The sequence below is a fragment of the Alteromonas sp. W364 genome (genome assembly GCF_031846205.1).
GTDB lineage: Bacteria > Pseudomonadota > Gammaproteobacteria > Enterobacterales > Alteromonadaceae > Glaciecola > Glaciecola blandensis.
Map to the genome: position 1 here is coordinate 40,727 of NZ_JAVRID010000007.1, position 24,252 is coordinate 64,978.

23 protein-coding genes are annotated in these 24,252 nt (G+C 43.1%); 10 read left to right on the top strand and 13 right to left on the bottom strand.

Features of this window, described 5'->3' with window-relative positions:
* Nucleotides 1–145 precede the first annotated feature (145 nt).
* Both RM556_RS12200 and RM556_RS12205 read right to left on the bottom strand, forming a co-directional pair.
* The gene (locus RM556_RS12200) at nt 146–685 is read right to left on the bottom strand and encodes a DUF1285 domain-containing protein (RefSeq protein ID WP_311362533.1); all 540 of its coding nucleotides are present in this window, start codon (nt 683–685) and stop codon (nt 146–148) included.
* On the bottom strand, nt 686–1,600 hold the full coding sequence (locus tag RM556_RS12205; protein WP_311362532.1) for a DUF3014 domain-containing protein: 915 nt from the start codon (nt 1,598–1,600) through the stop codon (nt 686–688).
* A 248-nt stretch (nt 1,601–1,848) separates the two neighbouring features.
* Between RM556_RS12205 and RM556_RS12210 the strand changes: the two genes are divergently transcribed.
* Nucleotides 1,849–2,160 (top strand): DUF6482 family protein, encoded by a 312-nt coding sequence (locus tag RM556_RS12210; RefSeq protein ID WP_311362531.1) that lies wholly within the window; start codon nt 1,849–1,851, stop codon nt 2,158–2,160.
* Nucleotides 2,161–2,228: 68 nt separating this feature from the next.
* On the opposite strand, the gene RM556_RS12215 is transcribed toward RM556_RS12210, so the two are convergent.
* The 3 genes from RM556_RS12215 to RM556_RS12225 form a co-directional block, all read right to left on the bottom strand.
* Entirely contained in the window at nt 2,229–2,699 is a 471-nt protein-coding gene (locus tag RM556_RS12215) for an EVE domain-containing protein (RefSeq protein ID WP_311362530.1), read from the bottom strand.
* A 26-nt stretch (nt 2,700–2,725) separates the two neighbouring features.
* A complete protein-coding gene (locus RM556_RS12220) occupies nt 2,726–3,175 on the bottom strand; it encodes a hypothetical protein (protein ID WP_311362529.1) in 450 nt (149 codons plus the stop codon).
* Nucleotides 3,176–3,350: 175 nt separating this feature from the next.
* Entirely contained in the window at nt 3,351–5,231 is a 1,881-nt protein-coding gene (locus tag RM556_RS12225) for a DUF885 domain-containing protein (RefSeq protein WP_311374714.1), read from the bottom strand.
* 141 nt (nt 5,232–5,372) lie between these two features.
* Between RM556_RS12225 and RM556_RS12230 the strand changes: the two genes are divergently transcribed.
* On the top strand, nt 5,373–6,623 hold the full coding sequence (locus RM556_RS12230; RefSeq protein ID WP_311374715.1) for a hypothetical protein: 1,251 nt from the start codon (nt 5,373–5,375) through the stop codon (nt 6,621–6,623).
* Nucleotides 6,624–6,648: 25 nt separating this feature from the next.
* Here RM556_RS12230 and RM556_RS12235 read toward each other — a convergent pair whose 3' ends face one another.
* Nucleotides 6,649–7,551: an alpha/beta fold hydrolase gene (locus RM556_RS12235; RefSeq protein WP_311374716.1), complete on the bottom strand. Its 903-nt coding sequence runs from the start codon at nt 7,549–7,551 to the stop codon at nt 6,649–6,651.
* Nucleotides 7,552–7,641: 90 nt separating this feature from the next.
* On the opposite strand from RM556_RS12235, the gene RM556_RS12240 reads away from it, so the two are divergent.
* Nucleotides 7,642–7,986, top strand: coding sequence for a MerR family transcriptional regulator (locus RM556_RS12240; RefSeq protein ID WP_311362525.1), 345 nt, complete (start codon nt 7,642–7,644; stop codon nt 7,984–7,986).
* A 274-nt stretch (nt 7,987–8,260) separates the two neighbouring features.
* Here the strand turns inward: RM556_RS12240 and RM556_RS12245 are convergent, their stop codons facing one another.
* The 5 genes from RM556_RS12245 to RM556_RS12265 form a co-directional block, all read right to left on the bottom strand.
* Complete coding sequence (locus RM556_RS12245; RefSeq protein ID WP_311374717.1) at nt 8,261–9,328, bottom strand: mechanosensitive ion channel family protein; 1,068 nt, start codon at nt 9,326–9,328, stop codon at nt 8,261–8,263.
* Nucleotides 9,329–9,359: 31 nt separating this feature from the next.
* Nucleotides 9,360–10,517 carry an AarF/ABC1/UbiB kinase family protein gene (locus tag RM556_RS12250; protein WP_311362523.1) on the bottom strand — a complete coding sequence of 386 codons (1,158 nt, stop codon included), beginning with the start codon at nt 10,515–10,517 and terminating at the stop codon, nt 9,360–9,362.
* 198 nt (nt 10,518–10,715) lie between these two features.
* On the bottom strand, nt 10,716–10,997 hold the full coding sequence (locus RM556_RS12255; RefSeq protein WP_311362522.1) for a hypothetical protein: 282 nt from the start codon (nt 10,995–10,997) through the stop codon (nt 10,716–10,718).
* A gap of 23 nt (nt 10,998–11,020) precedes the next feature.
* On the bottom strand, nt 11,021–11,497 hold the full coding sequence (locus RM556_RS12260) for a DUF6702 family protein (protein WP_311374806.1): 477 nt from the start codon (nt 11,495–11,497) through the stop codon (nt 11,021–11,023).
* A gap of 89 nt (nt 11,498–11,586) precedes the next feature.
* Nucleotides 11,587–14,082, bottom strand: coding sequence for a M1 family metallopeptidase (locus RM556_RS12265; RefSeq protein WP_311374718.1), 2,496 nt, complete (start codon nt 14,080–14,082; stop codon nt 11,587–11,589).
* A 260-nt stretch (nt 14,083–14,342) separates the two neighbouring features.
* On the opposite strand from RM556_RS12265, the gene proB reads away from it, so the two are divergent.
* The 7 genes from proB to RM556_RS12300 all read left to right on the top strand — a co-directional run bounded on the left by proB (nt 14,343) and on the right by RM556_RS12300 (nt 22,215).
* Complete coding sequence (proB, locus tag RM556_RS12270) at nt 14,343–15,467, top strand: glutamate 5-kinase (RefSeq protein ID WP_311362520.1); 1,125 nt, start codon at nt 14,343–14,345, stop codon at nt 15,465–15,467.
* Nucleotides 15,468–15,474: 7 nt separating this feature from the next.
* Nucleotides 15,475–16,725, top strand: coding sequence for a glutamate-5-semialdehyde dehydrogenase (locus RM556_RS12275; RefSeq protein ID WP_311374807.1), 1,251 nt, complete (start codon nt 15,475–15,477; stop codon nt 16,723–16,725).
* Nucleotides 16,726–16,891: 166 nt separating this feature from the next.
* Nucleotides 16,892–18,091: a TonB family protein gene (locus RM556_RS12280; protein WP_311374719.1), complete on the top strand. Its 1,200-nt coding sequence runs from the start codon at nt 16,892–16,894 to the stop codon at nt 18,089–18,091.
* 23 nt (nt 18,092–18,114) lie between these two features.
* On the top strand, nt 18,115–18,705 hold the full coding sequence (can, locus tag RM556_RS12285; protein ID WP_311362518.1) for a carbonate dehydratase: 591 nt from the start codon (nt 18,115–18,117) through the stop codon (nt 18,703–18,705).
* 143 nt (nt 18,706–18,848) lie between these two features.
* Nucleotides 18,849–19,382 carry a hypothetical protein gene (locus tag RM556_RS12290; RefSeq protein WP_311362517.1) on the top strand — a complete coding sequence of 178 codons (534 nt, stop codon included), beginning with the start codon at nt 18,849–18,851 and terminating at the stop codon, nt 19,380–19,382.
* Between the two features lie 5 nt (nt 19,383–19,387).
* Nucleotides 19,388–20,101, top strand: a complete 714-nt coding sequence (locus tag RM556_RS12295) for an SH3 domain-containing protein (RefSeq protein WP_311362516.1) — start codon at nt 19,388–19,390, stop codon at nt 20,099–20,101.
* A 140-nt stretch (nt 20,102–20,241) separates the two neighbouring features.
* On the top strand, nt 20,242–22,215 hold the full coding sequence (locus tag RM556_RS12300; protein ID WP_311362515.1) for a S9 family peptidase: 1,974 nt from the start codon (nt 20,242–20,244) through the stop codon (nt 22,213–22,215).
* 166 nt (nt 22,216–22,381) lie between these two features.
* On the opposite strand, the gene RM556_RS12305 is transcribed toward RM556_RS12300, so the two are convergent.
* Both RM556_RS12305 and RM556_RS12310 read right to left on the bottom strand, forming a co-directional pair.
* Entirely contained in the window at nt 22,382–23,773 is a 1,392-nt protein-coding gene (locus RM556_RS12305) for a PAS domain S-box protein (RefSeq protein ID WP_311374720.1), read from the bottom strand.
* Nucleotides 23,761–24,111 carry a PAS domain S-box protein gene (locus tag RM556_RS12310; RefSeq protein WP_311362513.1) on the bottom strand — a complete coding sequence of 117 codons (351 nt, stop codon included), beginning with the start codon at nt 24,109–24,111 and terminating at the stop codon, nt 23,761–23,763. The genes RM556_RS12305 and RM556_RS12310 overlap by 13 nt, the downstream gene beginning before the upstream one ends.
* Nucleotides 24,112–24,252 lie beyond the last annotated feature (141 nt).

The window sequence follows — 24,252 nt, forward strand, 5'->3', positions numbered from 1 at the left end:
AAAACTCGAAGTGTAATTGAGTAAGACTTAGGTATGTTTGGCAACAAGCCCGTACGATTTCCTGTGAATAAATAAGCTGAGAAAAGTAAATACGTAAGATTACCGCTTTGGTTTACCGATGCCAAAACAAAATAGTGAAAATGCCTTAATAGCTTCCAATATTGAAGTGATAGTCAGCGCTGCTGATTTGCAAAAAACGCTTTCCTTCATTTTGCTTCGTTTCGGCAAGATCGACCCATTGATATAGCACGTTTTGGTGTAGCCTAGCCCATAAGTTCCGTCTTACCAGACAATAGGGGACTTCGGTTCCGTTGAATTCACGTAATTCGACAGGGTGATCTTCACTCAGTATAAACTCGTCACCAATTTGTGTTTTTACGCTTAGGCCTTTCTCTGTTTGCTGCCAATCAACAATGATAAAAGGCACGTCCTCGACCTGAATTCCGATTTTCTCAACCGGTGTCACCAAGAAGTAATTGAAGTCCTCTTTCTTTAAGACACTAGCGAGCAAGTGGACCAGCTTTGCTCGTGTGAAGGGTGTGCCTTCGTGCCACCAGTCGCCATTGTTTTTGATGACCAAATTCATGTCACCACAAAAAGGTGGATCCCATTTGTCGACAGGCGGTAAGGATTGTTTATTCGCGCCAGAATCACTCAGTTGCTGGGCGATTGCACCTAAATCCATTTAACGGTCCTGCAGAGCATCTTTTAAATCTCGAAGAATGTCTTTGATTCGACGTGTATTCTCTGGGCCAGTGCGCAACAACTGCTTTTGTGGGCCTGACAAGTTTTCTAATTTATCATCGCGATACTTATACATCACACTGTCGGAATAAACCTCTATTGGCAGTGGTACTACAGGCGTGTCCAACAATTCATTGATGGCATCCAGCAAGGTAGTATCAAAAGAGGAATTAGGCATGGAGATCTCGGCATACTTTTCTTCAATAATCGGGCGATAAGTGTCCAGCAAAGAGAGCAAGTCATCGGTACTCATTGATTCTAATGCATCAACATAGCTGTTATATCTTTTGAAGCTGGCCGCATCTATCCATTCTCTATCTGCTTGCTGATATATTCTGAAACTAGAATCTGGCTTAGTCAGTAAGCTGTGGTTAGGCGACATTTCTTCATTTGCTATATTGTTTACGTTAATCACAAACTTTTGCAAAAGACCTTCATCCACTAAGTATTTTGCTACTAGCGGAGACTCAGCTATGGCAAGTAAGGCACTTTTTACCGCACCATCACTTTCGTCTAAAGGCTCTGGTTCAATTTCCATTGAGGGAGGTGGTGGCGTTTCATCGTTAGCTTCAAGCTCTAGGGATTGGATTTCTGGTGTGCCTTCAAATACGTCCGGCTCAGGCACATTGCGTTGACCCGCATCGGCGCTATTGAGGTTATTTAAAGATTCGTCATTGAATGCACTTTGCTCAGGCTCTATCTCCACCGCGACAGGCTGAGAAACGATTGTCTCTGGCTCGCTACTAGAGGGCCAGAAAAAAGCCACTAACAAGATCACAAAAAGCACCCCAGCCGCAATAAGATATGGCTTCATTTGTGCCATTTGACTAGACGTTTGCGTTTCTTGTTCAGACATAGATTAGCTCCCTAATTGACGTAACAATAAAAAATTAAACACACAGGTTAACAGACCATACTTATTACGACTATTGCCATTGGACAAGGTTCAACTTGCTTTTAGCCATACCGAAGTGATGTTCGAATTAACTAGATTTGAACTGAACGGCATGTTTCGCGTAATAAGCTAAAGAACCGGTAACAAGTAAATCACTGGCTTGGTTGCCCACTGCTCATATAAATATAGACGAAAAAGATTAACTCAATATGAATATCAAGTTCCCCATGTCGCAAATTGCGAAAAAGCCGCTCAAAATAGAGCGTTTAGAAGTTCAATCATTTGAAATGAATGTTTACCTAGTAAAAATAACGGTAGATGGGCAATCTGGGTTTGTGACAGATAAAAAAGACAGTCCAATGCGCTTTCATAATTCGCAAATGGTAAGAGACCTATTTGAACACTGCGAGGTTGAAAAATCAGTGATGGTTCATGACTCTCCCTACGATGAGATGATTGGCAACCCAGTTAAAGCCAGTGATCTGACTGAGATGCCGTTCTCTATGGAACAACCATACTAAGCGGCAATACCCTACTAGACGGCAATACCAACATGGGCACATCAAATCGCTATGAAACCGTTTGTAATTTAGGACTGTTTCGCCGCTGACAGTAGAAGCTGAAACTCGTTTTCAGATACTGGCATGATCGATAAGCGCCCGCCTTTTTTAACAAGACCAATTTCACTGATGCTTGGCATGTTCTTAATCGTTTTTAAGCTGAGTATGTTATTAAAAGTCTCTACATGTTCTAGTTCAACCATAACCCAACGAGGATTGTCGGGGCTCGATTTGGGGTCAAAGTACTTACTTTCCGGTTCAAACTGTAAAGGGTCTACAAGGCCGGTTTGGCTAACCTTAGCTAAGCCTACAATGCCCACATCCTTGCAACTAGAATGATAAATAAATGCTTTGTCGCCAACGAGCATTTGGTCGCGCATAAAGTTACGAGCTTGGTAGTTACGAATACCGTCCCAGCCCTCACGTTTATTTGGGCAGGCGGCCAAATCATCTATGCTAAAAGCATCGGGTTCGGTTTTGAAAAGCCAATATTGAGTCATGTATTATTCTCGTCTTTTTGTTAACTTTATTCGTAACAGTAGTCATCAGAAACTAGGTCGATATCGACGACACCCGATACGGTAACTAATACGCAATCTCCAACAGTCGCCTTGCTATCCTCCAAAATGACGGTGTGGTTGTCGCCATATAAATCTTCTAACTGATACTGATACCCGTCGGTATCACCTTCTACAATTGAAGTGACCAATGCGCCAAAAAATGCTCCCCACATTGCCCCAAATAACCGGTCTCTGCTATCGCCGTAGGCATTAGAAAGTAAACCATCTATAGCACCAATGGCAGCACCTTCTTCGACATGAGACTCAAATTCAACCTCTTGCATCGATTCTACCGTTGCGTAGAACGTTGTTACCATTTGATTGCGTGCACTGTTATGTATCTCACCTGAGCTGGTGCAGGCTGAAATAAAAAAGAGACTGAGAATGACGCTAATTAAAGAGTATTGTTTTCGCATAATTTGTCCAAGCAATCGTGGGCTTTTCTAAAGCATAGTAGAATCTGATAGTAACGCATCTAGCTGAACGCAAACTGAACTCCGCGCCACGGCACGTTGAACGTTTACGCCCACTTTAACGCTCGAATACACCGATTGCTAAAGATCACCAGGAACAAAAATGAAGTTATTTTTTTTATAGGGACGCTGCTATCCAAGCATCTACTTTGCGCTCAAGGATAGTTAACGGCAAGCCGCCACCGCCTAAGATGGTGTCATGGAATGCTCGAATGTCGAACTTATCGCCGAGAGTATCTTCTGCTCTTTTGCGCAGTTCTTGAATCTTGATCATTCCAATTTTATAACCCGTTGCCTGACCAGGGAGCACTAAATAGCGACGCACTTCAGATAATCCTTGCTCATTAGTAATAGCAGAGTTTTCTTGAAAATAACGGATCGCTTGCTCTTCACTCCAACCTTTGGCGTGCAAGCCAGTATCAACAACTAAGCGAATAGCACGCCACATCTCTGAGCCTAAACGACCGAAATCAGACAAAGGATCTTCGTAAGTTCCTGGCATTTCTTTCGCTAGTAGTTCTGAATAAAGCGCCCAGCCTTCGCCATAAGCATTCAAATAGCTTTGCTTTCTAAAGGTAGGTAAGCCGCTTAGCTCTAGTGAAATTGCTAATTGCATGTGATGACCCGGTAAACCTTCATGATATGCAATAACCTCTAGTTCTCGTTTCGGCATGGCTGTCATATCAGAAAGATGCGCGTAATAAACGCCAGGACGTGAGCCATCCGGCGTGGATGCCATATAATGTTGCGCAGCACCGTCTTGCTCTCTAAATGCCTCGACTCTTTTCACTACCATGTCAGCTTTAGGAAGAATGCCAAAGTAATTGGGTAGTTGTTCTTTGATCTTGTTGATGGCAGCGGTTGCATCGTCGATATAACCTTGGCGACCTTCATCCGTGTTCGGGTAATATAAGCGTTCGTCGTCCTTCGTATCACGTAAAAATACGAAAAATTCCTGTAACGTGCCTTCAAAGCCAAATTCTTGTTGAACAGCTTTCATCTCTTCACGCAACCTTGCTACATCTTTCAGGCCAATCTCATGGATTTCATCTGCGCTTAAACTGGTTGTAGTTTGGTTCGATAAGCGCTCATTGTAGTAATTTTTACCATCTGGAAGGTCACCTGCGCCGAGTGCTTTTGTACCCGCATTTACTTTATCTTCTTCTTGCCAAGCAATAAGTGCTTCATAAGCAGGTTTAAAGTCATTCAACAACGCAGTTTTAATTTTTGCTAATAGCTCATCAGCACTTTTTTGCGTTATTGCCTCATTGCTAACTAAACCGTCAATTTTAGATTTAGCATCCGCCCACAAGTCACTATCATTATCTGTTTCATCAAAAGGTTGACCAGATATGATTTTCTTTGATTCAGAAATGACTGCGTCAAAGGCGAAGTAAGGGGGACGTACGCCCTTCTCTGCTGCTGTTTTTGAAAATTCGATAAGTTGCTTAATTGCTCTTGCACTTTCACTAATTCTGGACAGATAGTTTTCCATATCTTGCTGGTTTTCAACACGATGGATAGCAATCAATAATTGTGGGAAAAAGCTATGCATTGCTCCCATTTGTTCAAACACATATGTGTTGTAACGAAACTTGTCTTCTTCAGCAATCTGCTCGGCAAGGTAAACCCAAAGATCATAGGAGATTTTGGTCTCCTCGTTGAGCTTGTCGTAGTCAAAGCTACTTTTGAGTTCTGCCAATTGCTTTGCATGCATCTCGACATACGCGTCATAACCAGCCTCTGAAAAGTCATCTATTTCATTTTGGCGCTCATCGCGGCCAAGATAAGCAAGTTGAGTCGGACTCTGCATCACCTGCTCTTCATATTTTTTATCAAACCAAGCGTTTAAACGAGCGCTTTCAGCTTGAATCTCTTCGCTAGTGGGCACATTCATCGACTGAGCTTCAGACATCTGTGTAGAATTTGCTTCAGGCTCTGCTGGAGAGCACCCGAATATGGAAATAGAGCTAACAAGTAGTAATGCGGAAATACGCATGGTGGCATCCTTTCAGAGTGGGCTTAGTGTATCATTGAGATTAGGATAAAAACCTCACTTAAGCAACATTACAAAGCGCTTTGTTATTAGAGCTTTTACGTTAGACTAAGTATTACAAACATTAATGTATAGATAACTAGAATGAGCGCTGACGATAACGGGAATACAATTTTAGATAAGCTACAACAACCTGACATGTTAGAAGAGGCTTATCGAAAGTCGCCAGAATCGTTTAAGGCTGAGTTATCCCGTGCTATGGAAGTCAATCGCGACTCCGAAACCTTGAAGGTTTGGCATGCTCGCATCCATTACAATGCACCAAGCTCATTCACTCACACCTCCTTTTTGTTTTTGCTCGGCGTTTGTCTACTAGCGACCTTTTTAGTGAAAATCCCCGTATTTTTTCAAGTTGAAGGCGATTGGTACTATCCACGTTTTGTCCCTTTGATTGTGCTTACTTCATTGATTATGTACTTTCTACAGTCGGCACCTAAGGCCAATACTATCAAGTTGGTCGCACCAAGCCTTGTCGCCTATGTGGTTTATCTTCTGGTGCTACCCTTTGATGAAAACTCTGCCTCAATAGTAATGGCGCTTCTGCATTTTCCTTTAGTGTGTTTTAGCTTGCTAGCATTCAGCTTCATGTCTGATGACTGGAAGAGTGCTGCTGCTCGTTTAAAGTTCATCAGATATATCGGAGAGGTGGGCATTTACACTGTGCTTATTCTATTAGGTGGCATGGTACTTACTGGTATTACTTTGGGTCTATTTTCAGTTATCGATTTAGACATCATGCAATGGTATTCAGAGTATGTGATCGTTTTGGGCTTAGTATCTGCGCCTCTTGTAGCAACTTATCTGTTTGATACCACATTAAATCGACAAACAAAGTTTGCCCCGATACTCGCAAATGTATTTTCGCCTTTGTTTCTTATTACCGTGTTGGCCTATTTGTTTGCGAGCTTTTTACAAGGCAATAGCCCATTCACCGACAGAAACTTTCTAATCAACTTCAATGGCCTACTCATACTCATTTTGGCCTTAACCGTTTTTTCCATCTCTGGGAAGAAGAGGAGTGAAGACGTTCAAGTGGCTGACTACGTCAATGTTTTGTTGGTCAGTGCGACGCTGGTGGTGAATGTCATTGCCCTTTCAGCCATCATTTTTCGCTGGGCAGAATATGGGATGACGGTCAATCGTATAGTAGTCACGGGTGCAAACTTACTGATCTTTCTGCATTTGATTTTACTGCTTCAACAATATGTCGTTTGTCTTCGCAAGAATGAGGGATTCACTCGCTTGGAGTCCACCGTAGCGAGCTACTTACCTGTCTATACTTGCTGGTCGCTGATAGTGGCGGTGGTGCTGCCACTGGCCTTTCAGTTTGAGTAACTGGTAATAAGCAGTTTACTTATTATCACAGCGTTTTAGCCCACGCGAATACTTCATCCCAGATTGCAGTAGCATCGCGTTTAAAGTAGCCCATGTGGTCAACTTTTTGCAGGCCACAATCGCTCGGCTGTAAATCAATGTTGGTGATTTGTGCATTTTTATAGCCTTTGAAGAACGCATCTCTTGAAGCGGGTTGAGCCCACTTGTCGTCTATCGCATTCACAGCCACCAAGGGTTTGTCGTATCGGGCAAACACCTCATGCATGTGTTGCATTTTTGGGTCGTCAAAAAAGTAGTGGGGAAACTTACACCAGTGTTTCCATTGGCGATACACGTTTAGAGGTAAATTCTCACCCATGCCTAAACTATTCCATGCAAGATAACCATTGAGCTTCACTACAATAGGTGCAATTACGTTCCACAATAGGCGGACCTTGAAGCGCTCAAGAGCTGGCATCCAACCATGCCAACCCGCTCCCGCACCAAAAATATAGGCACCATCTATATGCTCGATGTTTGGTAAAAGGCCAAGCGCGTGGCCACCGTAGGAATGCCCCACCATAATTAAACGACATGAAAGTTGGCGTGTTCTACGCTCAGTTTGCGCATATTCAATGCCGGCGGCTAGGTCTTGTCTCGCCCAGTCGAGATAATCCATGTGATAGCCTTTAAGTGTTGCCGGTGCCGACTCGCCGATGCCTCTATAATCTAAAGTAATGACTTCAAACCCCTGACTAACTGCTGCTTCAGCGAAGCGTTTATAAAAACCTTGTGGCACCCCGGTTGCACTTCCAATGACTATAATTCCAGTAGGATCTTCAGAAGATTCGCTATTGGGTTGATAGTGATACGCTCGAATACCCACGTTATCCAGTGTAAGTAAATCAAGAGGCTTCTTAATTGTTTGAGGTGTTTGTATGTCTGACATTTTGAACTCAACTTAACGCTAACTTAGATTTAGTATAAAGTGTGAAGTTAACTACAGGGTCAAGTGTTAAAACACAAAAAGTGAGAAATTATGAATGCTAATAAGTTAAGTCAGTTGACTGGAGTAGCTAAAGAGACTTTACGATACTATGAAAAAGTAGGCGTAATTACGCCGCCAGAACGTTCTGCAAATGGCTATCGTATTTATCAAGATTGGCACATCAGAGAGCTAAAGTTCATTAAGTTAGGGCAGTCGGTTGGTTTTACACTGAATACCATAAAAGAGGCGATACCTAAGCTCAAAAACCCAGATCCTAACTGCCCTGTCCTAGAGAAAGTGTTGAGTGACCAAGTGAATGCTATTGATGAAAAAATAGCTGAACTTCAACAAGCGAAAAGCACCCTAAACGTTTGGTTGGCTCGTAATTCAGCTTGATTGGTCATAACTCATCTGACCCTGCCGAGCGGCTATTTTGCACAAGAAATTAGGCCATAGCTATGTGCACGATAATTCAGGAAAGCTGCATTTTACATGATGTTCTGACTGGGAGGTCGCATCCACAAGGAGTCATAGCCAATACCTCCTACGTCATTCCTGCGCAGGCAGGAATCTCCGGCCACACAAGAAACTGCCTTGGAGCAGCCAACCAAATTAGGTCTACGCTTTTCTTTCGAAGTGTCAGATCAGATACGAGCTAGTAAAATTCAACCTAATCTGTCTTATCTGTAGATGGCCGGTCTTCATCAATAATCTCGGGTGCTTGTAAAATTGCTAAGGCTTCTTGAGTCGCGGTTAGCTGGTTTTGAATACTCACCTTCTTGTCGCCTTCGGCTGCTTTCAAATCAATTTCTAGCTGGCCGATTTGTTTTAGTAGTTCTTGCTCTGAGCGTTCTTTCGTTTCGGCTTGCTCAGCCTTGTCAAAGATCAGATCCTCTGGCAGCTTTTCGTCTTCTTTCACTTTCACTTTTACTTTGGCTCTTGCTTTTGCTGGCAGTACAACCATGTCATCTGGCAGTTTACGTTGATTCATAAAGCCCGGAGAAACGATTTCAATTTTATCGTCATGCAGTACATCTAAAATATTGGCATACAAACGAGAGCGTGCCGAAATCATGCTTTTTACTTCCGTTAACAAACCAGACACGCGATAAGTAATTGCGTGATCACCAAGTTCAATGATTTGAACAAACGGATCACTGAGCTCGCTTGATTCAGCGGCCTTCAGTAGTAGTGTGTCTATACGGTCGTGGTGAACGTCATAACCCAGCGAGAGGCTGGCTGAAATGATCGTTCCTGAAGAGCGCACAACCTGCAATGGATGTGACGTTAGGTAAGAGTTGGTAAACGCAATGAGTTCTCGCTGTTCGGTTTGAATTTCGGTATCAAACAAACCCTTTTCAGTGACTCGACCAAAATAACCTTCAACACGAATGAAATCGCCGGTTCTAAATGGCTTGGTGAAGCGTAGTACAATGCCTGCCATAACATTGGCAACAATAGTCGTTGAGCTAAACGCAATAACACCAGAAAGTAGAATACCAATAAGGCTAATTACTTGGTTTCGCGTGCTTTCGGTAACAGGCAAAGCAATGGCTATCGCAATTAAACCCACAATATACAAGAGTAGTAGTATCAGTTTCCGTGGGAGCTTTGCATCGGGGTGCATGCTTTTGTCACCCAGCAACACTTTATGGGCACCTATCAAGAAGAACACAACAAAAAGTATTGTTAGCATAAAGGGAACAAGTGCTAAACCCAGCGCTAGTATTGTATCCATGTTGCTCCTTTTCACACGTCCAAGTGTTTGTTTAGTCTTTGATTACCACAGGGCTTATGTAAGGTGCTAAAGCAGATTTGAAATCTAATCCTGCGCCCAATTTATTTGCCAACAGTACCATACCTGTAATTTTTCTGTTGACCAACGCCACATCGAACTTTGGTGTCGCGGTTGCTGTTCTATCTGCAATGAGCGGTATGGTTTCGTTTTGTATTCGCTTTATCAAGCCTTGCGCTTTGATATTGTATGTTTCGTTAGCATACTTAGTTTGTAGGCACTCACTTGCAATGGTGCATGCGTTTAAAATGATATCAGTGACCTTGCTAGACATGTTTTTGTCAATCAATCCTAACTCAAGAAGCGCTAGCTCCATGCCTTTTCGATCTTGGTTTTGCATCGCTATCGCCATGGCCTTGTAGTGCTCAGATGTATGGTCACTCAGGGTTCTACAAGCACCGAAATCTAACAAGACAATTTTTCCTGAGTCCTTTTGATAGAGATAGTTGGCAAAATTAGGGTCACTTTGCATTAACTGAGTGTCAAATAGCTCGATATATGTCAGCGCCATTAGTTTTTCACAAATATCGTTCGCTAGTACTTGATGCTGCTCGCCACTAATCCCCTCATCTAAAGAGCTGATACTGCTACCCTCTACATATTCCATCGCAAGAATGTCACTACTTGTAAGCTCGTCAACAACGAAAGGCACAATAAAGTGTTCGTTCTGGGCTAGATCCTCTCGGTAGGCTTTAAGAAACTGAGCTTCTTGCAAATAGTCTGCTTCGGTTTTTAATTGGGCTTTGGCTTCATCTAATAAAGGGTCGATATTGATATGCTTGGGCAGCGCACCGGTTAATTTAATTAAACCGACGACGTTGTCTATATCGCTATCGATGCTCTCTCTCACGCCGGGATATTGCACTTTGATTGCCAACTCTCGACCATCATGCAATTTAGCGCGATGCACTTGACCAATACTCGCAGCGGCAATCGGTTCCAGCGAAAAGTAGGCAAATTGTTTATGCCACTCTTTGCCCCATGCATTTTCTAAGGTAGCGACTAACTGTGTTTTAGGCATCGCATCTGCGTTTTGGCGCAATCGAGAAAGAATAGGTTCCCACTCCGCCGGTAATAACTCTCCCGCATCCATGGATAGCAATTGACCAAGCTTCATTGCTGCTCCGCGCATGTGAGCCAATCGTTCTGTGATAGAGTTCGCGTTGTCGGTAGTCAGCAAAGACTGAGAAAATGATGGTCGCTCGCCATTGAGGAGCTGTTTAGCCGTGCCTTTTAGAATATTACCGGTGACAGCACCGGCTAGGCCACTTAACTTCGCAAACCGAGCTAAGCGGCTAGAGGGAACTTTTCGGGGTTTCAGAGTGTGCTCTTAGGCGGCAAGAATAATAGGAGCAAGAATAAAACATCCCATGCCTATCACACTGCCAACACCAAAGCCTAACCAGCCATTTTTGTCAAAATAGCGCGCTAGTACACCACCAAAAATACCTGTCCATAACATTACGCTATACACCGAGCCAATAATGCCGACACTCGTGCCAGTGAATAGTACAAAAAGAATGAAGAAGCACATAGATGCAGACATGAGCACCCAAACTATATTCTTCTTATTCTTAAATTCGTCTAAAGGTCGGTATTGCTTATCTGACATAGCATTTCCTTACGGATTTTTAATTAATGATGTTTAAATTCAACACTCAACAATTCCGTGTTATCGGTAAACGTTAAAGTTTGAATATCGCCCATACCCTCTACATTAATCGTATTTGTCTGTTTGTGCCAGATATCTCTTAAAGCATTATGTTCGATAACCATGCCATCTAAGCTTTCTGGTGCTGGCGCCTCTTGATAAACCCAAAAGTGCTTACCGTCTAATTCGGTGCCGACAAAACTAAGTCCTAATGCTTTGTGATCTAAGGTGTAAATTGCAAAGCGTTCGGTGACATATTTCGCAAAGTCGGCTTGCGTTGTTTCATTCGCGATAATGTCAGCCTTACCATCAAAGATCTCTTTTACCGCATGCTCAGCATCATGCAGATTGAAACGATGCATGATCTCTATATTTTGAGTGCGAGGATTAAACAACACAGTACTTATCGCCATCTTTTGTTGATGCGCGGAAACTTCACTCACAGTGAACACGCTTGCCATCAAGCTAAGTGCGAAACAAGCAGACAATCCGAGTGACAATATTGCCACTCGTGCTGCCTGCGTTACATTGAAAAAAGAAACCCTGCGCATTAATTATCTTCTTCTTCCGCAGCTTTTTTCTCGATTTCAGCATCGGACTTAAGTTTTGTTTTACTGTCTTGCATTAAGTCACGACGAACACCGCTTGTATTCTTTTTGCTCTTGTATGCTTCAATTCTTGAAGGAATAATTCGACGTGGATAATGGTTATTCTCGATATCTACATCTGCTGTTTCCCAACGTGGATCCACGGTTACTGATTTCAACACTTGGTCTTTCTCAGTCACAATCAGTTTAGACACCGCTTTGGGTGTTCTACGCCAAATTTCCGCTGGAATATACATGTTTTCCTTCTTGCCATCTTCAAACTCTAGCTCAAGAATAATTGGCATCACTAAGCCGCCTTTGTTTGAGAAGTCGAGCACGTAATAGTTTTTGTCTTCTTTTATCGCTCTTTCAAAAACGCGCTTTTCCCATGGGTCCAGCTTGCTCAGGAATTTACGGTATTTATTGCGCTCTTTATTGGTAACCGTCCAAGGATCGTTTTCGTCATAAAAATCAGAAACATCGTCGTTGCGATCAACCCATAGCTCAATACCTTCCGCTTTATTGCGCTCATCAGTCAAAGACAATGGCTTGTCCTGTTCTGCTTGACGTTGACGAGCAAAATCGATGTCAGGATCTTCAGTGTCTAAACGCAGTTTATAAACATGATCAAGTGAGATATCTACGTGGTCGGTTGAATAAAACCATCCGCGCCAGAACCAATCTAAGTCGACACCAGAAGCTTCTTCCATGGTACGGAAAAAGTCAGCAGGGGTTGGGCGCTTGTACATCCAACGTTGTGCATACTCTTTAAACGCAAAATCAAATAACTCGCGACCAAGAATAGTCTCTCGCAAAATATTCAAGGCTGCAGCTGGCTTAGTATAAGCATTAGGTCCAAGGCGAAGCACTGAATCAGATTGCGTCATAATTGGCACCTGAGTACTGGATTTCATGTAGCCAGTAATATCGCGTGGCTCAACACCCCATGGAATTTTTGGGTCCCATTCACGACCAGCAACACCGTCTAAGAAACTATTAAGACCTTCATCCATCCATGTCCATTGGCGTTCGTCTGAGTTCACAATCATTGGGAAGTAAATATGACCGACTTCGTGAATAACCACACCAATCAAAAAGCGTTTTTCAGCCAAGGAATAGGTGCGCTCGCCATCGTCTTGTAGTTCTGTGCGTGGGCCGTTGAAAGTGATCATTGGGTATTCCATGCCGCCCACTGGACCATTAACTGATTGGGCAACTGGATATGGGTAATCAAATGAGAATCGGCTGTATACTTCCATGGTATGGATGACAGACTCTGTGCTGTACTTTTTCCATAAATCGCCACCCTCTTTCGGGTAGAAAGACATTGCCATTACCAGTGGTTGATCTTCGCCACCTTGTTGATAACCTTTTGCATCCCACATAAATTTGCGTGAACTAGCCCAAGCGAAATCTCTGACTTTTTCGGCTTTGAAGCGCCACGTTTTTGTTTTGCTGGTACCGTCTTTTTCGTTATCTAAGGCTTCTTCTTCAGTCACGATGAATACTGGTCGTTTGGCTGTTTCGGCTTTCTTTAAGCGATCACGCTGTGTTTTCGTTAGCACATCGTTTGGATTCGCCAAGGCACCTGTTGAAGAAACCACATGGTCAGCTGGAACGGTGATGCTCACATCGTAATTACCAAACTCTAGGGTGAATTCACCGCGACCAATAAACTCTTTATTAGTCCATGCTTCGTAATCAGTATAGGCAGCTAAACGCGGGAACCACTGCGCTAATAAGAATATATCGTTACCACCGTCGCGTGCGTCATCAGGGAAATGCTCGTAGCCTGAACGGGCTGAAACAGCATCTTCTTCAACAATGTTAAACGCAAAATCAATATTAAATTGAGTGCTTGTATTCGGCTTTAATGGTGTAGGTAAATCTACACGCATTAAGGTACCTACAACAACATACTTTAGGGCATTACCATTGGTGTCGGTGATTTTTTGTAAATCGTAACCAAGTTCAGTATCTTCAACAAATTGCTGTCTGCGCAATGCACCAAGGCTTAAGCGTGCTGGAGTATCACCGCTGGCCCCCTGAGTCGCAGGACCTCGGTTGCCAATGCCGCCAAACGTGGTGGTAAGCGCTGACATCGAGTCTTCACGAAACTTGTTTTGGTCGAGTTGGATCCACAAATACTTGAGTGTATCCGGAGAGTTATTTTGATAAGTGATGGTTTGGCTAGCACTTAAACGACGCTTCTCTTCGTCGAGTTTTACATCAATAACGTAGTCTACTTTCTGTTGCCAGTACATGTGACCTGGCTCACCCGCTGCATTTCGATATACATTTGGTGTCGGTAGCGCTTCATCTAATTGGCGAAATTTGTCTTCAAAGTCGCCTTTGGTTTGTTTAATAGCAGAACTTGCATGCACGTTTGTAGCGATTACGCTTGCTGCAGACAATAAAGTAAATACTGTCGCAAAAAGCGAAGTTCGTTTTAGTCTCATTTGTTTTTCCCTGTCACCGAAGAGCAGTAGCGTTTGCTTGGCTTTGCATGCAGATTGTAGTCTACAGTCACCCACTACTTATTTATTAGTTCGTTTTTTTCTTACTATTGTATCGACTTTACCTTCAAAGAAAAGTGTCCCTGCATATTCCCTTATAATTTGTGCGCTTTTTTTCTAAAGAAAGCGCTGTTTTTTCTTGTTTAGCCGCAGTTTTTCAGTATTCTCAGAGCATATATATATTTTGTAACAAATATTAACTCATGACCTCGTTTACATGGCAAAGGGCTGTAATCAAAGTAGGCAGCGCCCTAGTTTCTCCTGATGGGAAAGGCTGTAGTGCCGAATTCCTTCTATCCATAGCAAAGTTCATTACGTCTAGTCGCCAACAAGGCAAGGAAGTCGTATTGGTTTCTTCAGGCAGCGTTGCTGCTGGTAGGCGATACGTAAAAACTGGAATGAAAGCTAGCATTGCTGAAAAACAAGCGATGGCCGCGATCGGACAAACCCAAATGATGGCAAATTGGGCACGTTTTTTTGATTTTCCATGCGCACAAATATTACTTACTTCTGACGATCTCCATGACCGCAAACGATATGTGAATGTCAAGAATACCTTACGCGAACTGTTAGCGAACGGGGCATTACCTATCGTTAACGAAAATGACACGGTGGCGGTGGATGAAATTAAGGTAGGCGACAATGATAATTTAGGCGCGCATACGGCATTGGTTGCTCAAGCAGACACGCTTATTATTTGCACTGATGTTGATGGTTTATTCGATGCCGACCCTCGGAAAAACCCTGCGGCGAAGTTGATTTCTCATGTCGGCGAAGTCACACCTTCGATCAAAGCCTTAGCCGGTGGTGCAGGCTCCGCTGTCGGCACAGGTGGCATGGTGACCAAGCTTCAGGCTGCTGAAAAATGCACGCACAGCGGTATTCAAACCCTCTTAGTGAATGGGCAAAAAGCAGACGTGTTCGATGCCCTACTCAAGGGTCAGTGCGCAGGCACACTATTTCAAGCGAAACAAAGTACGCAATCGGCGCGCCATCATTGGTTAAGTCACTCCTTGCAAGCCAAAGGACATGTCAATATTGACGGGGGGGCATTTCAGGCCCTAAAAAATGCCGGTGCATCATTACTGTCAGTAGGTATCGTCGATGTTAGCGGTCACTTTTTCGGCGGCGATGCAGTGAATATATTATTTGAAGGTGAGGTAGTGGCAAAGGGCATTAGTTTGTATTCAAGTGCCGAACTACAAGGTATTCAAGGTAAAAATAGTAGTGACATAGAGGCGATACTTGGCTTTTGTCATGGAGAAGCTGCCATTCATCGTGATGACTTGGTGCTAGTGAATAAATACAGGAAAAATACACATGACTGAGTCCAATATCTCTTTCGATATTACTGCTACTGCCAAAAGGGCGGCTGCGGTGAAGCATCAAATTGCTGGGATCACATCAGCACAACGCCAAGCTCTATTGTTGTTAATTGCACAAAACTTGCTAGATAACGTGCCACAGATTTTAGCTGCAAATCAGAAAGACATGGCAAATGCAGAAGCTGCTAAAATTTCCTCCGCGATGCTAGATCGCTTAAAGCTAGACGAACATGCTATTCATAATATTGCAGAAGCGGTGAAACAAATTGCTTTTCAACCTGAATTCTTAGGCAGTATTTCAAATATGCAGCCTCAAGCGTCAGGGATCCAAGTAGGGAAAATGCGGATCCCTCTTGGTGTTGTTGCCATGATTTATGAGTCGCGACCGAACGTGACGATTGATGCGGCGGCTTTGTGCCTAAAATCGGGTAACGCGGTCATTCTGCGAGGTGGTAAGGAGGCGCAACATAGCAATCAGGCTCTAGCCAGTATTTTGAAGCAATCTTTACACGAAATGTCTCTCAGTTCCGATATTGTGACCGTTATTCCGCTTGCTGATCGTGACGTGATGGCGACCATGTTGACCTTAAGTCATACCATAGATTTGGTTATTCCGCGCGGTGGCGAAGGTTTGATTAATTACGTTACAGAACATAGTCGAATCCCTGTCATCCAGCATTTTAAAGGGGTTTGCCATCTTTTCGTCGATAAAGCGGCAGATATAAACAAAGCGCTGGCCATTTTGGAAAATGGTAAAACCCAAAGAACAGGTGTCTGTAATGCCCTTGAAACCCTATTAGTCCATACAGATGTCGCTGATGAATTTTTACCCAAAGTTGCGAAAATGTTTGAGTCTAAGCGAGTAGTGGTGCATGCTTGTGAGCAATCGATAGGATATTTCAAGGCTGCGCTGCAGGCCAATGAAGATGATTGGCATGCTGAATATCTTGCATTAGAAATCGCCGTTAGAGTGGTTAAAAATGAAGAGCAGGCATTTGAGCATATTCGCGAATATGGTTCCGGACATACAGAAGTTATCGTCACCGAAGATTTTTCTCTAGCACAGCGCTTTGTTAAAGAAATTGATTCATCTGTTGTGATGGTTAATGCGTCATCTCGGTTTTCCGACGGTGGCGAGCTTGGTTTAGGTGCTGAAATCGGCATCTCAACTAGTAAGCTACATGCTTACGGTCCAATGGGGGCTGAATCTCTAACGACACAGAAGTTTGTGGTGTTTGGAGACGGCACTGTGCGTAAGTAAAACGCATCACAAATTGGCACTAGTTGAATCAAGCAAATTGAAGCATGGAAGCAGTACAAAATTACCTACAGTGATGCGCTAATCACTGCGGGATAATGCAATACATATATGTGATACATATAATTATAACTATAACGGGCTTAAGCCCGACGATGTAAAAGACATTATGATTGATTTCGAAACCATGGAAGAAGAACGGTTGTTGAATAGTTTCAGCAAGCATCAAAAAGTGCTGGCTGTTGCTTTAGCGACCCTGTTTATTGGCTCTGAGTCGGCCTCAAGTGAAGTAGCTGAACCGCTAACCTTCGCTACGGCTTTTGCTGCCTATAAAACACAACTTAATTCTGCGAAAGCATCACCAGATACCATTCTTGAGCTTGCGACCTTGAGCTATGAACTTGGTAGAAAAAAATATGGTGAGCGCCACCTGACGAGCTATTTGCTGCGCCAAAACCTAGCCCACGCCTACTTGGATGCAGGAGAATTTCAATTAGCCGCCTCGCACTATAAAAGCATTCTTGATTACTACGAAAATACGCTTGGGGATGATTCCCAATCATACTATTTCGCGTTACTTGATATCATCAATTTATTAAAAATAGCACGTAAGTTAGACGGACTTGAGCCCAAAGACTTAAGCCTTGGCGTTTTTTCTGATCACCTAGCCGTCGACAGACTAATTGAAATCACCCCAGATATTATTGCCATGATGCCCGAGAGCGCAATGCTATTTCGCGCACAAACGGTCAAAACGGCTGTTTCAAACTCCTTATTAATAAAACCATCGCTAATAAAAAAACTCGCTGAAAAGCAATTAAAAGAGTCTTTGAAGGTGTACGGTGAAATGTCTGCAAGTACGGCCGAAGCACGTTTCTTCTTAAGTAAAATTTACAGTCATGAAGGAAAGTACGGTAAAGCTATCGAACAACTTGAGCAAGTAGTGCAAGAGTTTGAAGATGCGCCTGATTATTCCAACCCTTTTACCCTAGCTTCACATGCAAGGTTAGTGGTCTTGTTTCAAGAGCAAGGCGAGCATGATCTTGCGACCCAACATTGTCGTGCAGTGGGGTGTTTGAGGCCTTGGGACAATAATAAAGAGCAAACTCCCTTATTTAGAATAAACCCGATGTACCCGCCAGCAATGTTAAAAGCCCGCAAAGACGGTTGGGTGAAAGTGCGTTATGATATTGCCGAAGATGGCTTTGCAGAGAATGTAAAAGTTATTACGAGTTCAGACTCACATTTTGAAGAGCCTGCTGCGGTAGCAATAGGGAAATGGCGGTTTGCACCTAAAACAATCAATGGAAATGCGGTAATTGCAAAAGGACTCGAAGTAATACTTCAGTTCAAAATAGATGCGCGTTAATCATTCATAAATACTGAGATCGCATGCCTGAAATTAAGAAGCTGCTAGACAACAATATTCGCTGGGCTGAGCAAACACAGCAAGCAGATCCACATTTCTTCAATAAGTTATCTGAACAACAAACCCCGATGTATTTGTGGATCGGTTGTTCAGATAGTCGCGTGCCCGCAAACCAAATTGTTGATCTTCTACCCGGCGATATCTTTGTCCATCGTAATGTAGCGAATATGGTTATTCATACCGACTTTAATTGCTTGTCTGTGCTGCAATATGCCATTGACGTGCTGAAAGTGAAACACGTCATTGTTTGTGGTCATTATGGTTGCGGTGGCGTTGAGGCGGCAATGGAGCAAGGCAGTTTGGGTCTCATTGATAATTGGTTAGCACATATTAAAGATACAGCCGATGAAAATAGCGCACTATTAGAAGGCTTAGATAAAAGTGAACGTGCGGCAAAATTGTGTGAGTTAAATGTACTACAACAAGCTGAAAACGTGCGTAGAACCAGTGTTTTTAAAGACGCAATGAAACGCAATCAAGATGTAAAAATTCACAGTTGGATCTATAGTCTGCGCAACGGCAAAATCAAAGTTCTTTCACCCCCTGAAGCGTAAAATCTCACAAAACAGTTGAAAAATTGAGCAATATGGCAAAAGATAGAGAAGACAAAGGGAAGTAGTCCCTCGCATCATTCAGTCTTTTTTGCAGCTTAGAGTTCCCTAAAACTATTTCTATACACAGTATAAGGAGATATGAGATGGGGTGGCTCAGCAGAATATTTAGCTCAACCGGCGTAGATGTAGTGGCGTCAGTAGGAAAAGCCGTAGATGATCTTATTACCAGCGATGAAGAGTTAGCACTCACCGAAATTCAAAAGCAAAAGGTGACGACGGCTTATAAAGTGCGCATGCAAGAAATTCTAATGGAGGTCGACCAACGTGCCCTAGAATATGAAGAGAATCTTGAACGGTCGCTGACCGAGCGGCATAAAATCGACATGAAAAGCGACAGTTGGCTGTCTAAAAATATTCGCCCGATGACCCTCATATTCATGACCTTAGTCGTTACCTTGCTAGCATTTTCAACCATTTTTACATCCTCTTTTACCGCTGAACAAAACGAAACTATTAAAGCCTGGATACCCTTCTTCCAAACCATCATGCTAACCATTTACGGTTTCTATTTTGGCTCTCGTGGCTTAGAGAAAATTCAAAAGATTCGTGCATCAAAGAATGAACCTTCACGTCTGAAAGGCCTGATTTCAGCTGTCGATCAAGAACCAAAAGGGTAGATGACATGAAGCGAGGTAGAGTTAAGTCAAACTCTGGTTTGAATCTGAGAGAAAAACCGAACGGTGAAAAAGTGGGTTTGCTCAAGCATAACGATATCCTGGATATTATTGATGAAGTCACTTTCTATCGAGTGAAAACCTCGACTGGAAAACTCGGCTTTGTGCATGGTGATTATGTAGAGAGTTTGCCTGACACTCGACAGTTTGTTGAAACCGATGGTGAGAAGCTTCAAGCCAGCATTGACTCACCGTCTGATGAATTTGAATTGATGGAGTATACAGCGTCACAGTTCGTTGGCAGCGCAGTGAAGGTAGACCGCGATTTTGCTGCTCATTTGAATAAGGTCAACGAGTTCGCGAAAGCGCGTGACTTGAAGATTTATGTCACCTCTTCCACGCGCAGTATTAATCAACAAGTTCAAGGTGCGATTGTGCCACCTGCAACCCGAAGCTGCCATTTCATTGGTCATGCAATTGATATGAACTTGATGTTAGATGGGAAGTTATTCAACTCTAGGGCGCTTCGCCGAAATAATATTACCAATCTTCCTCCCGCGATAGGTGCCTTCATTGACGATATTCGAGCTGATGAACACTTGCGATGGGGCGGAGACTTTAGAACCGAAGATCCGGTGCATATCGACGACAATTTTTACCATCGCAAAACGCTACTTTACAAAGCAAAGTTATTTAGTCGTGTCAGGCAATTAAACACGTGAGCCTGTTGTGCAAGACGATTTGTGAGTTAGCGTAAATGCAAATAGACACATTGAGTTTACCTTATAATGACTTTGCAAAGTCCTTGGGATATGATGAGCTCTATCAAAAGTGTCCACTTATTTAACAAGGATTGTTAATTATGACTAACAAAGTCATCCTTTCTTTTTTATTCTTATTAGTGTTGAGTTCTAGTGCGCTATTTAGCGCTAATAGCTTTGCACAAGCTCAACAGATCCCAGCTGAAGTATTCGGTGCTTTGCCTGAATATGAAGGTCCACAGCTGTCACCTTCGGGCACCAAGATAGCCTTCATAAAAAATGTGACGCACCCAGAGCATCGCTCGTTATTAGCAACCTATGATTTCAAAACCGGTAAGCAAACCTTGTTGTTTAGTTCAGATAACGAAACGGTTGGTTTTCGCTGGTTTCAATGGGCGAACGAGGATACTTTACTGGTCAGCCTTCGGTTTCTAACGCGCAAAGGTTCTTCTCGCTATACTCACACACGTATGATGTCGTTGAAGTATGATGAAGCCGACCAAGATCCTGTCTTTTTACTTGCGCCAAAGCGTAATCGTGAAGCAAGAGGTCAGCGCCAGCGAGATAGCCAAATTGGTGACATTGTTGTTGATATGCTAAAGAGCGACGCTGACCACATTCTTGCCGCGATTGATAATCATACTTTTGGTATGCCGTCGGTGTACAAAGTAAATCTCAAAACGGGCAAAAGCAGCACTGTTGAGATGGGCAAGCACAATATTCGTGACTGGACGACTGACCAACAAGGCAGGCTTCGAATTGGCGAAGCATTTGACTATGAAACCGGCGAGTCGATCATTTATGAGCGTAAAACAAACGATGACAGCTGGCGTAAAATTTATACATTTCGGCCGATAGAAGACCCATCAAAAGTGATTTATGTTCAAGGCTTCGGTCTTGACCCGAACGTTCTATATATCACTAAATACAAGGGCTACCACTTGGCATTGTATAAAGTTGCGTTAGATACGATGCAAGAAACGCTGGTCTACAGTCACGACGAATATGACGTTGATGGCAGCCTGGTGCGATCTACTCTTACAGGTGAAGTGATTGGTGTAAATCATCGCAGTGCGAGGCATGGTATCCACTTCTTTGATACAAAAGATTATGCCTTGCATGATGCCCTGGCCAATGCCATACCAGATCAGTCTAATTATTTACTCAATACCAGCATAGATCAGCGAAAGTATTTGATGTATAGCCAATCATCTAATACGCCAGGTCGCTTCTACATCGGTGACCGCGACAAAGGAAGTTTGAATTACTTGTTTGGCGAATATGCCAAGATTGATCCGAATGTTTTATCTACGTCTAAACGCGTCGTTTACAAAGCGCGGGATGGATTAGAAATTGAAGCCTTTATTACCCTGCCAAAAGCTGGCAAGGCACCCTATCCCTTAATTGTTCATCCGCACGGTGGACCAGGCGCTAGAGATACTGGTGGCTTCGATTATTGGGCACAATTCTTTGCTAGTCGGGGGTATGCGGTCATTCAGCCAAATTTCAGAGGTTCTAGCGGCTTTGGTCTTGATTTTTCAGAGGCACAAATGCGCGCATGGGGTTTGCAGATGCAGGATGATTTGAGCGATGCGGCAAATTGGATGATAGCGGAAGGCTATGCTGACAAGAACAAGATGTGTATTGCTGGTGCGAGTTATGGTGGTTATGCCGCCACAATGGCAACCGTAAAAACGCCTAATTTATTTAAATGTGCCGTGAGCTTTGCCGGTGTTACCGACTTGTTCAAAAGAGTCAAAAGACAAAGAAACGACTTCCTTGGTGGCGAGCTTATTGCTAAAAATCAAATTGGTGACGATACAAGTGATTTAAAAAAACGCTCTCCTTTGCACAATGCCGAGAAAATAACTGCGAGCACCTTGCTAGCACATGGCGAGTACGATGATGTCGTGAACATTGAGCAGTCGCGTATCTACGCGTCGACACTCGAAAATTTAGGTAAAGATGTGGAATACCTTGAGCTGAAAGACGGCGACCATTACTTGTCTAACTCTAAGAATCGTCAAGCTTTCTTCAGGGCAATGGACGCGTTTTTAGCAGAACACCTAAAATAGCTCTTCTGCTAGCCAACCTTAGGTGAACTCGTCATTTCCGACTTTGGTCGGAAATGTCTCGATACCGCCTAAGAAGCTCATCAAAAACACTTCTATGCTGTTTTAGTCTCGCTAACTCAGCCGTGGTCCTCACCATTTATATTTGCGGTATTGCAGAATCGGTAGCTTAGTTGTCTATACGTTTTATCATGTCTGCTAATTGCTCAATTTGTGAAACCGTTTCTTTTACCAAGGTGTTTATTTCGTTTGATGAGTCTTTTGAATTACCCGCAAGTGTTCTTACCTCGTCAGCAACAACAGCAAAGCCTCTACCAACTTCTCCTGCGCGCGCAGCTTCAATTGCAGCGTTTAATGCTAACAAGTTGGTTTGTTCTGATATTCCATTAATCGTTGCCACAATCTGACTAATGGTTTGGCTGGTACCCACCAGACTATCCATTGAAGTTTGCGTTTGATTAACAGCCTTCTTGCGTTCGCTAACGTCGGTTGCAAAGAAAACATATCGACTAATATCACCCGAGAAACTGCGCAATACGCATAAGCGTGCATCAAATGCTTTTAGCTGTTCAGCTTGGCCTACCTCAATTAATTTTGATAAAAAGCCATCGCTGGCAAGCCTATCTTTTTCTATAGAAGATAAGTTCCTAAACACTTCCTTACTGAAGCTTTCAACTGTATAGCTAGGTTTTAAAATATTGCGTAATAAATCTTTTGCCTCTATCAAAGAGCCATCAGGCTCAAGCTCCATCATACATAAAGCTTCACCTATGGCGTTAAGTCGATTGGTAAAATCTAAGGCCATTTGTTTCACTTTGGTGATATCAGCTTGCACAGCAATATAGTTGAGTAAAACACCGTCTTTAATAACCGGGTTAATAGACAGTGATGTCCAATATGGGCTACCGTCTTTTTTATAGTTTAAAATTTCATCATAAAATGGGGTTCTTTCGTGCAAGTGATGGCGTATCTTCGCAACGGCATCGGGGTCAGTTTCGGGCCCTTGCAAAAAGCTGCCAGGTTTCTTACCTTTTACTTCCGTCAATGCATAACCGGTCAAGCGCTCAAACCCACTGTTTACATATTCAATTAAACCCTTGGCATCACTAATAATGACGGCGTTATCTGTTTCATTGGCTACCAGCGACAGCATTCGCTGCATTTCCCGCTGCTCAACTTCTTGTGTCACATCGCGGATGAAAGCCGTATAAATGGTTCGTCCTTGAAGTTTTATTTTTGATAATGATAGCCGGCCCCAAATGGTGGAGCCGTCTTTGCGTTCAATCTTGACTTCACGACTTGTGCCAACAATTTTATCTTGCCCTGTTTGTCGATTAGCATTCACTAGGTTGTCATGTTCCGCTTGCAACATCTTAGGCACGAGCATTTTGACGTTTTTACCGATAACCTCGCCGTGACGATAGCCCCACAGTTCTTCAGCGGCAGCATTGTAGAAGGTAATATGGTTGTTTTCATCTATCGATACAACGGCATCTAGGGCTTGCTGCAATATCTGCTCTACAGTTTCTCTAGCTTCTCTTTCACTCGTTACGTCACGCACAAAGGCCGTATAATGTTAACCATAACTTGAGACAAAGAAAGCTGAACCCACAGCCTTACTCCGTCTTTACGTTGTAGCTCAACTTCACGAGAGCTTCCTACTATTTTATCTTTTCCTGTTGCGCGGTGAGTATCAATATAATCATCATGGTTTGACTTATGCTCCTCTGGGACTAACTTCCTAATATTCTGACCTAAGACTTCCTTAGGATGGTACCCCCAAAGTTTTTCAGCGGCCGCATTGTAAAACGTAATATTGTTTTTTTCGTCGATACTAACAACGGCCACAATTGATTGTTTGAGGGCTTGTTTAGAAGCTGAATCACCAAAATTAAACATATAAAATACCGAAAACGATTATCCTAAATACATCCAGAAGCGGAAGGTCCATGGCTCTAAAGAAAATACGGATAGAAAGTGAGTTTGCAAAACGTCATCCGCCCTAATTTCTATCGACAAAATAACTATAAACTAAAGTAT

Excerpts from the sequence above, each read along its gene's own strand:
- RM556_RS12245 (WP_311374717.1), bottom strand. The coding sequence starts at position 9,328 with ATGGATACAATACTAGCGCTGGGTTTAGCACTTGTTCCCTTTATGCTA.
- RM556_RS12265 (WP_311374718.1), bottom strand. The coding sequence starts at position 14,082 with ATGAGACTAAAACGAACTTCGCTTTTTGCGACAGTATTTACTTTATTG.
- can (WP_311362518.1), top strand. The coding sequence starts at position 18,115 with ATGCCTGAAATTAAGAAGCTGCTAGACAACAATATTCGCTGGGCTGAG.
- proB (WP_311362520.1), top strand. The coding sequence starts at position 14,343 with ATGACCTCGTTTACATGGCAAAGGGCTGTAATCAAAGTAGGCAGCGCC.
- RM556_RS12295 (WP_311362516.1), top strand. The coding sequence starts at position 19,388 with ATGAAGCGAGGTAGAGTTAAGTCAAACTCTGGTTTGAATCTGAGAGAA.
- RM556_RS12300 (WP_311362515.1), top strand. The coding sequence starts at position 20,242 with ATGACTAACAAAGTCATCCTTTCTTTTTTATTCTTATTAGTGTTGAGT.
- RM556_RS12200 (WP_311362533.1), bottom strand. The coding sequence starts at position 685 with ATGGATTTAGGTGCAATCGCCCAGCAACTGAGTGATTCTGGCGCGAAT.
- RM556_RS12255 (WP_311362522.1), bottom strand. The coding sequence starts at position 10,997 with ATGTCAGATAAGCAATACCGACCTTTAGACGAATTTAAGAATAAGAAG.
- RM556_RS12280 (WP_311374719.1), top strand. The coding sequence starts at position 16,892 with ATGATTGATTTCGAAACCATGGAAGAAGAACGGTTGTTGAATAGTTTC.
- RM556_RS12225 (WP_311374714.1), bottom strand. The coding sequence starts at position 5,231 with ATGCGTATTTCCGCATTACTACTTGTTAGCTCTATTTCCATATTCGGG.
- RM556_RS12290 (WP_311362517.1), top strand. The coding sequence starts at position 18,849 with ATGGGGTGGCTCAGCAGAATATTTAGCTCAACCGGCGTAGATGTAGTG.
- RM556_RS12215 (WP_311362530.1), bottom strand. The coding sequence starts at position 2,699 with ATGACTCAATATTGGCTTTTCAAAACCGAACCCGATGCTTTTAGCATA.
- RM556_RS12250 (WP_311362523.1), bottom strand. The coding sequence starts at position 10,517 with ATGCGCGGAGCAGCAATGAAGCTTGGTCAATTGCTATCCATGGATGCG.
- RM556_RS12260 (WP_311374806.1), bottom strand. The coding sequence starts at position 11,497 with ATGGCAAGCGTGTTCACTGTGAGTGAAGTTTCCGCGCATCAACAAAAG.
- RM556_RS12235 (WP_311374716.1), bottom strand. The coding sequence starts at position 7,551 with ATGTCAGACATACAAACACCTCAAACAATTAAGAAGCCTCTTGATTTA.
- RM556_RS12230 (WP_311374715.1), top strand. The coding sequence starts at position 5,373 with ATGAGCGCTGACGATAACGGGAATACAATTTTAGATAAGCTACAACAA.
- RM556_RS12310 (WP_311362513.1), bottom strand. The coding sequence starts at position 24,111 with ATGTTTAATTTTGGTGATTCAGCTTCTAAACAAGCCCTCAAACAATCA.
- RM556_RS12240 (WP_311362525.1), top strand. The coding sequence starts at position 7,642 with ATGAATGCTAATAAGTTAAGTCAGTTGACTGGAGTAGCTAAAGAGACT.
- RM556_RS12220 (WP_311362529.1), bottom strand. The coding sequence starts at position 3,175 with ATGCGAAAACAATACTCTTTAATTAGCGTCATTCTCAGTCTCTTTTTT.
- RM556_RS12205 (WP_311362532.1), bottom strand. The coding sequence starts at position 1,600 with ATGTCTGAACAAGAAACGCAAACGTCTAGTCAAATGGCACAAATGAAG.
- RM556_RS12210 (WP_311362531.1), top strand. The coding sequence starts at position 1,849 with ATGAATATCAAGTTCCCCATGTCGCAAATTGCGAAAAAGCCGCTCAAA.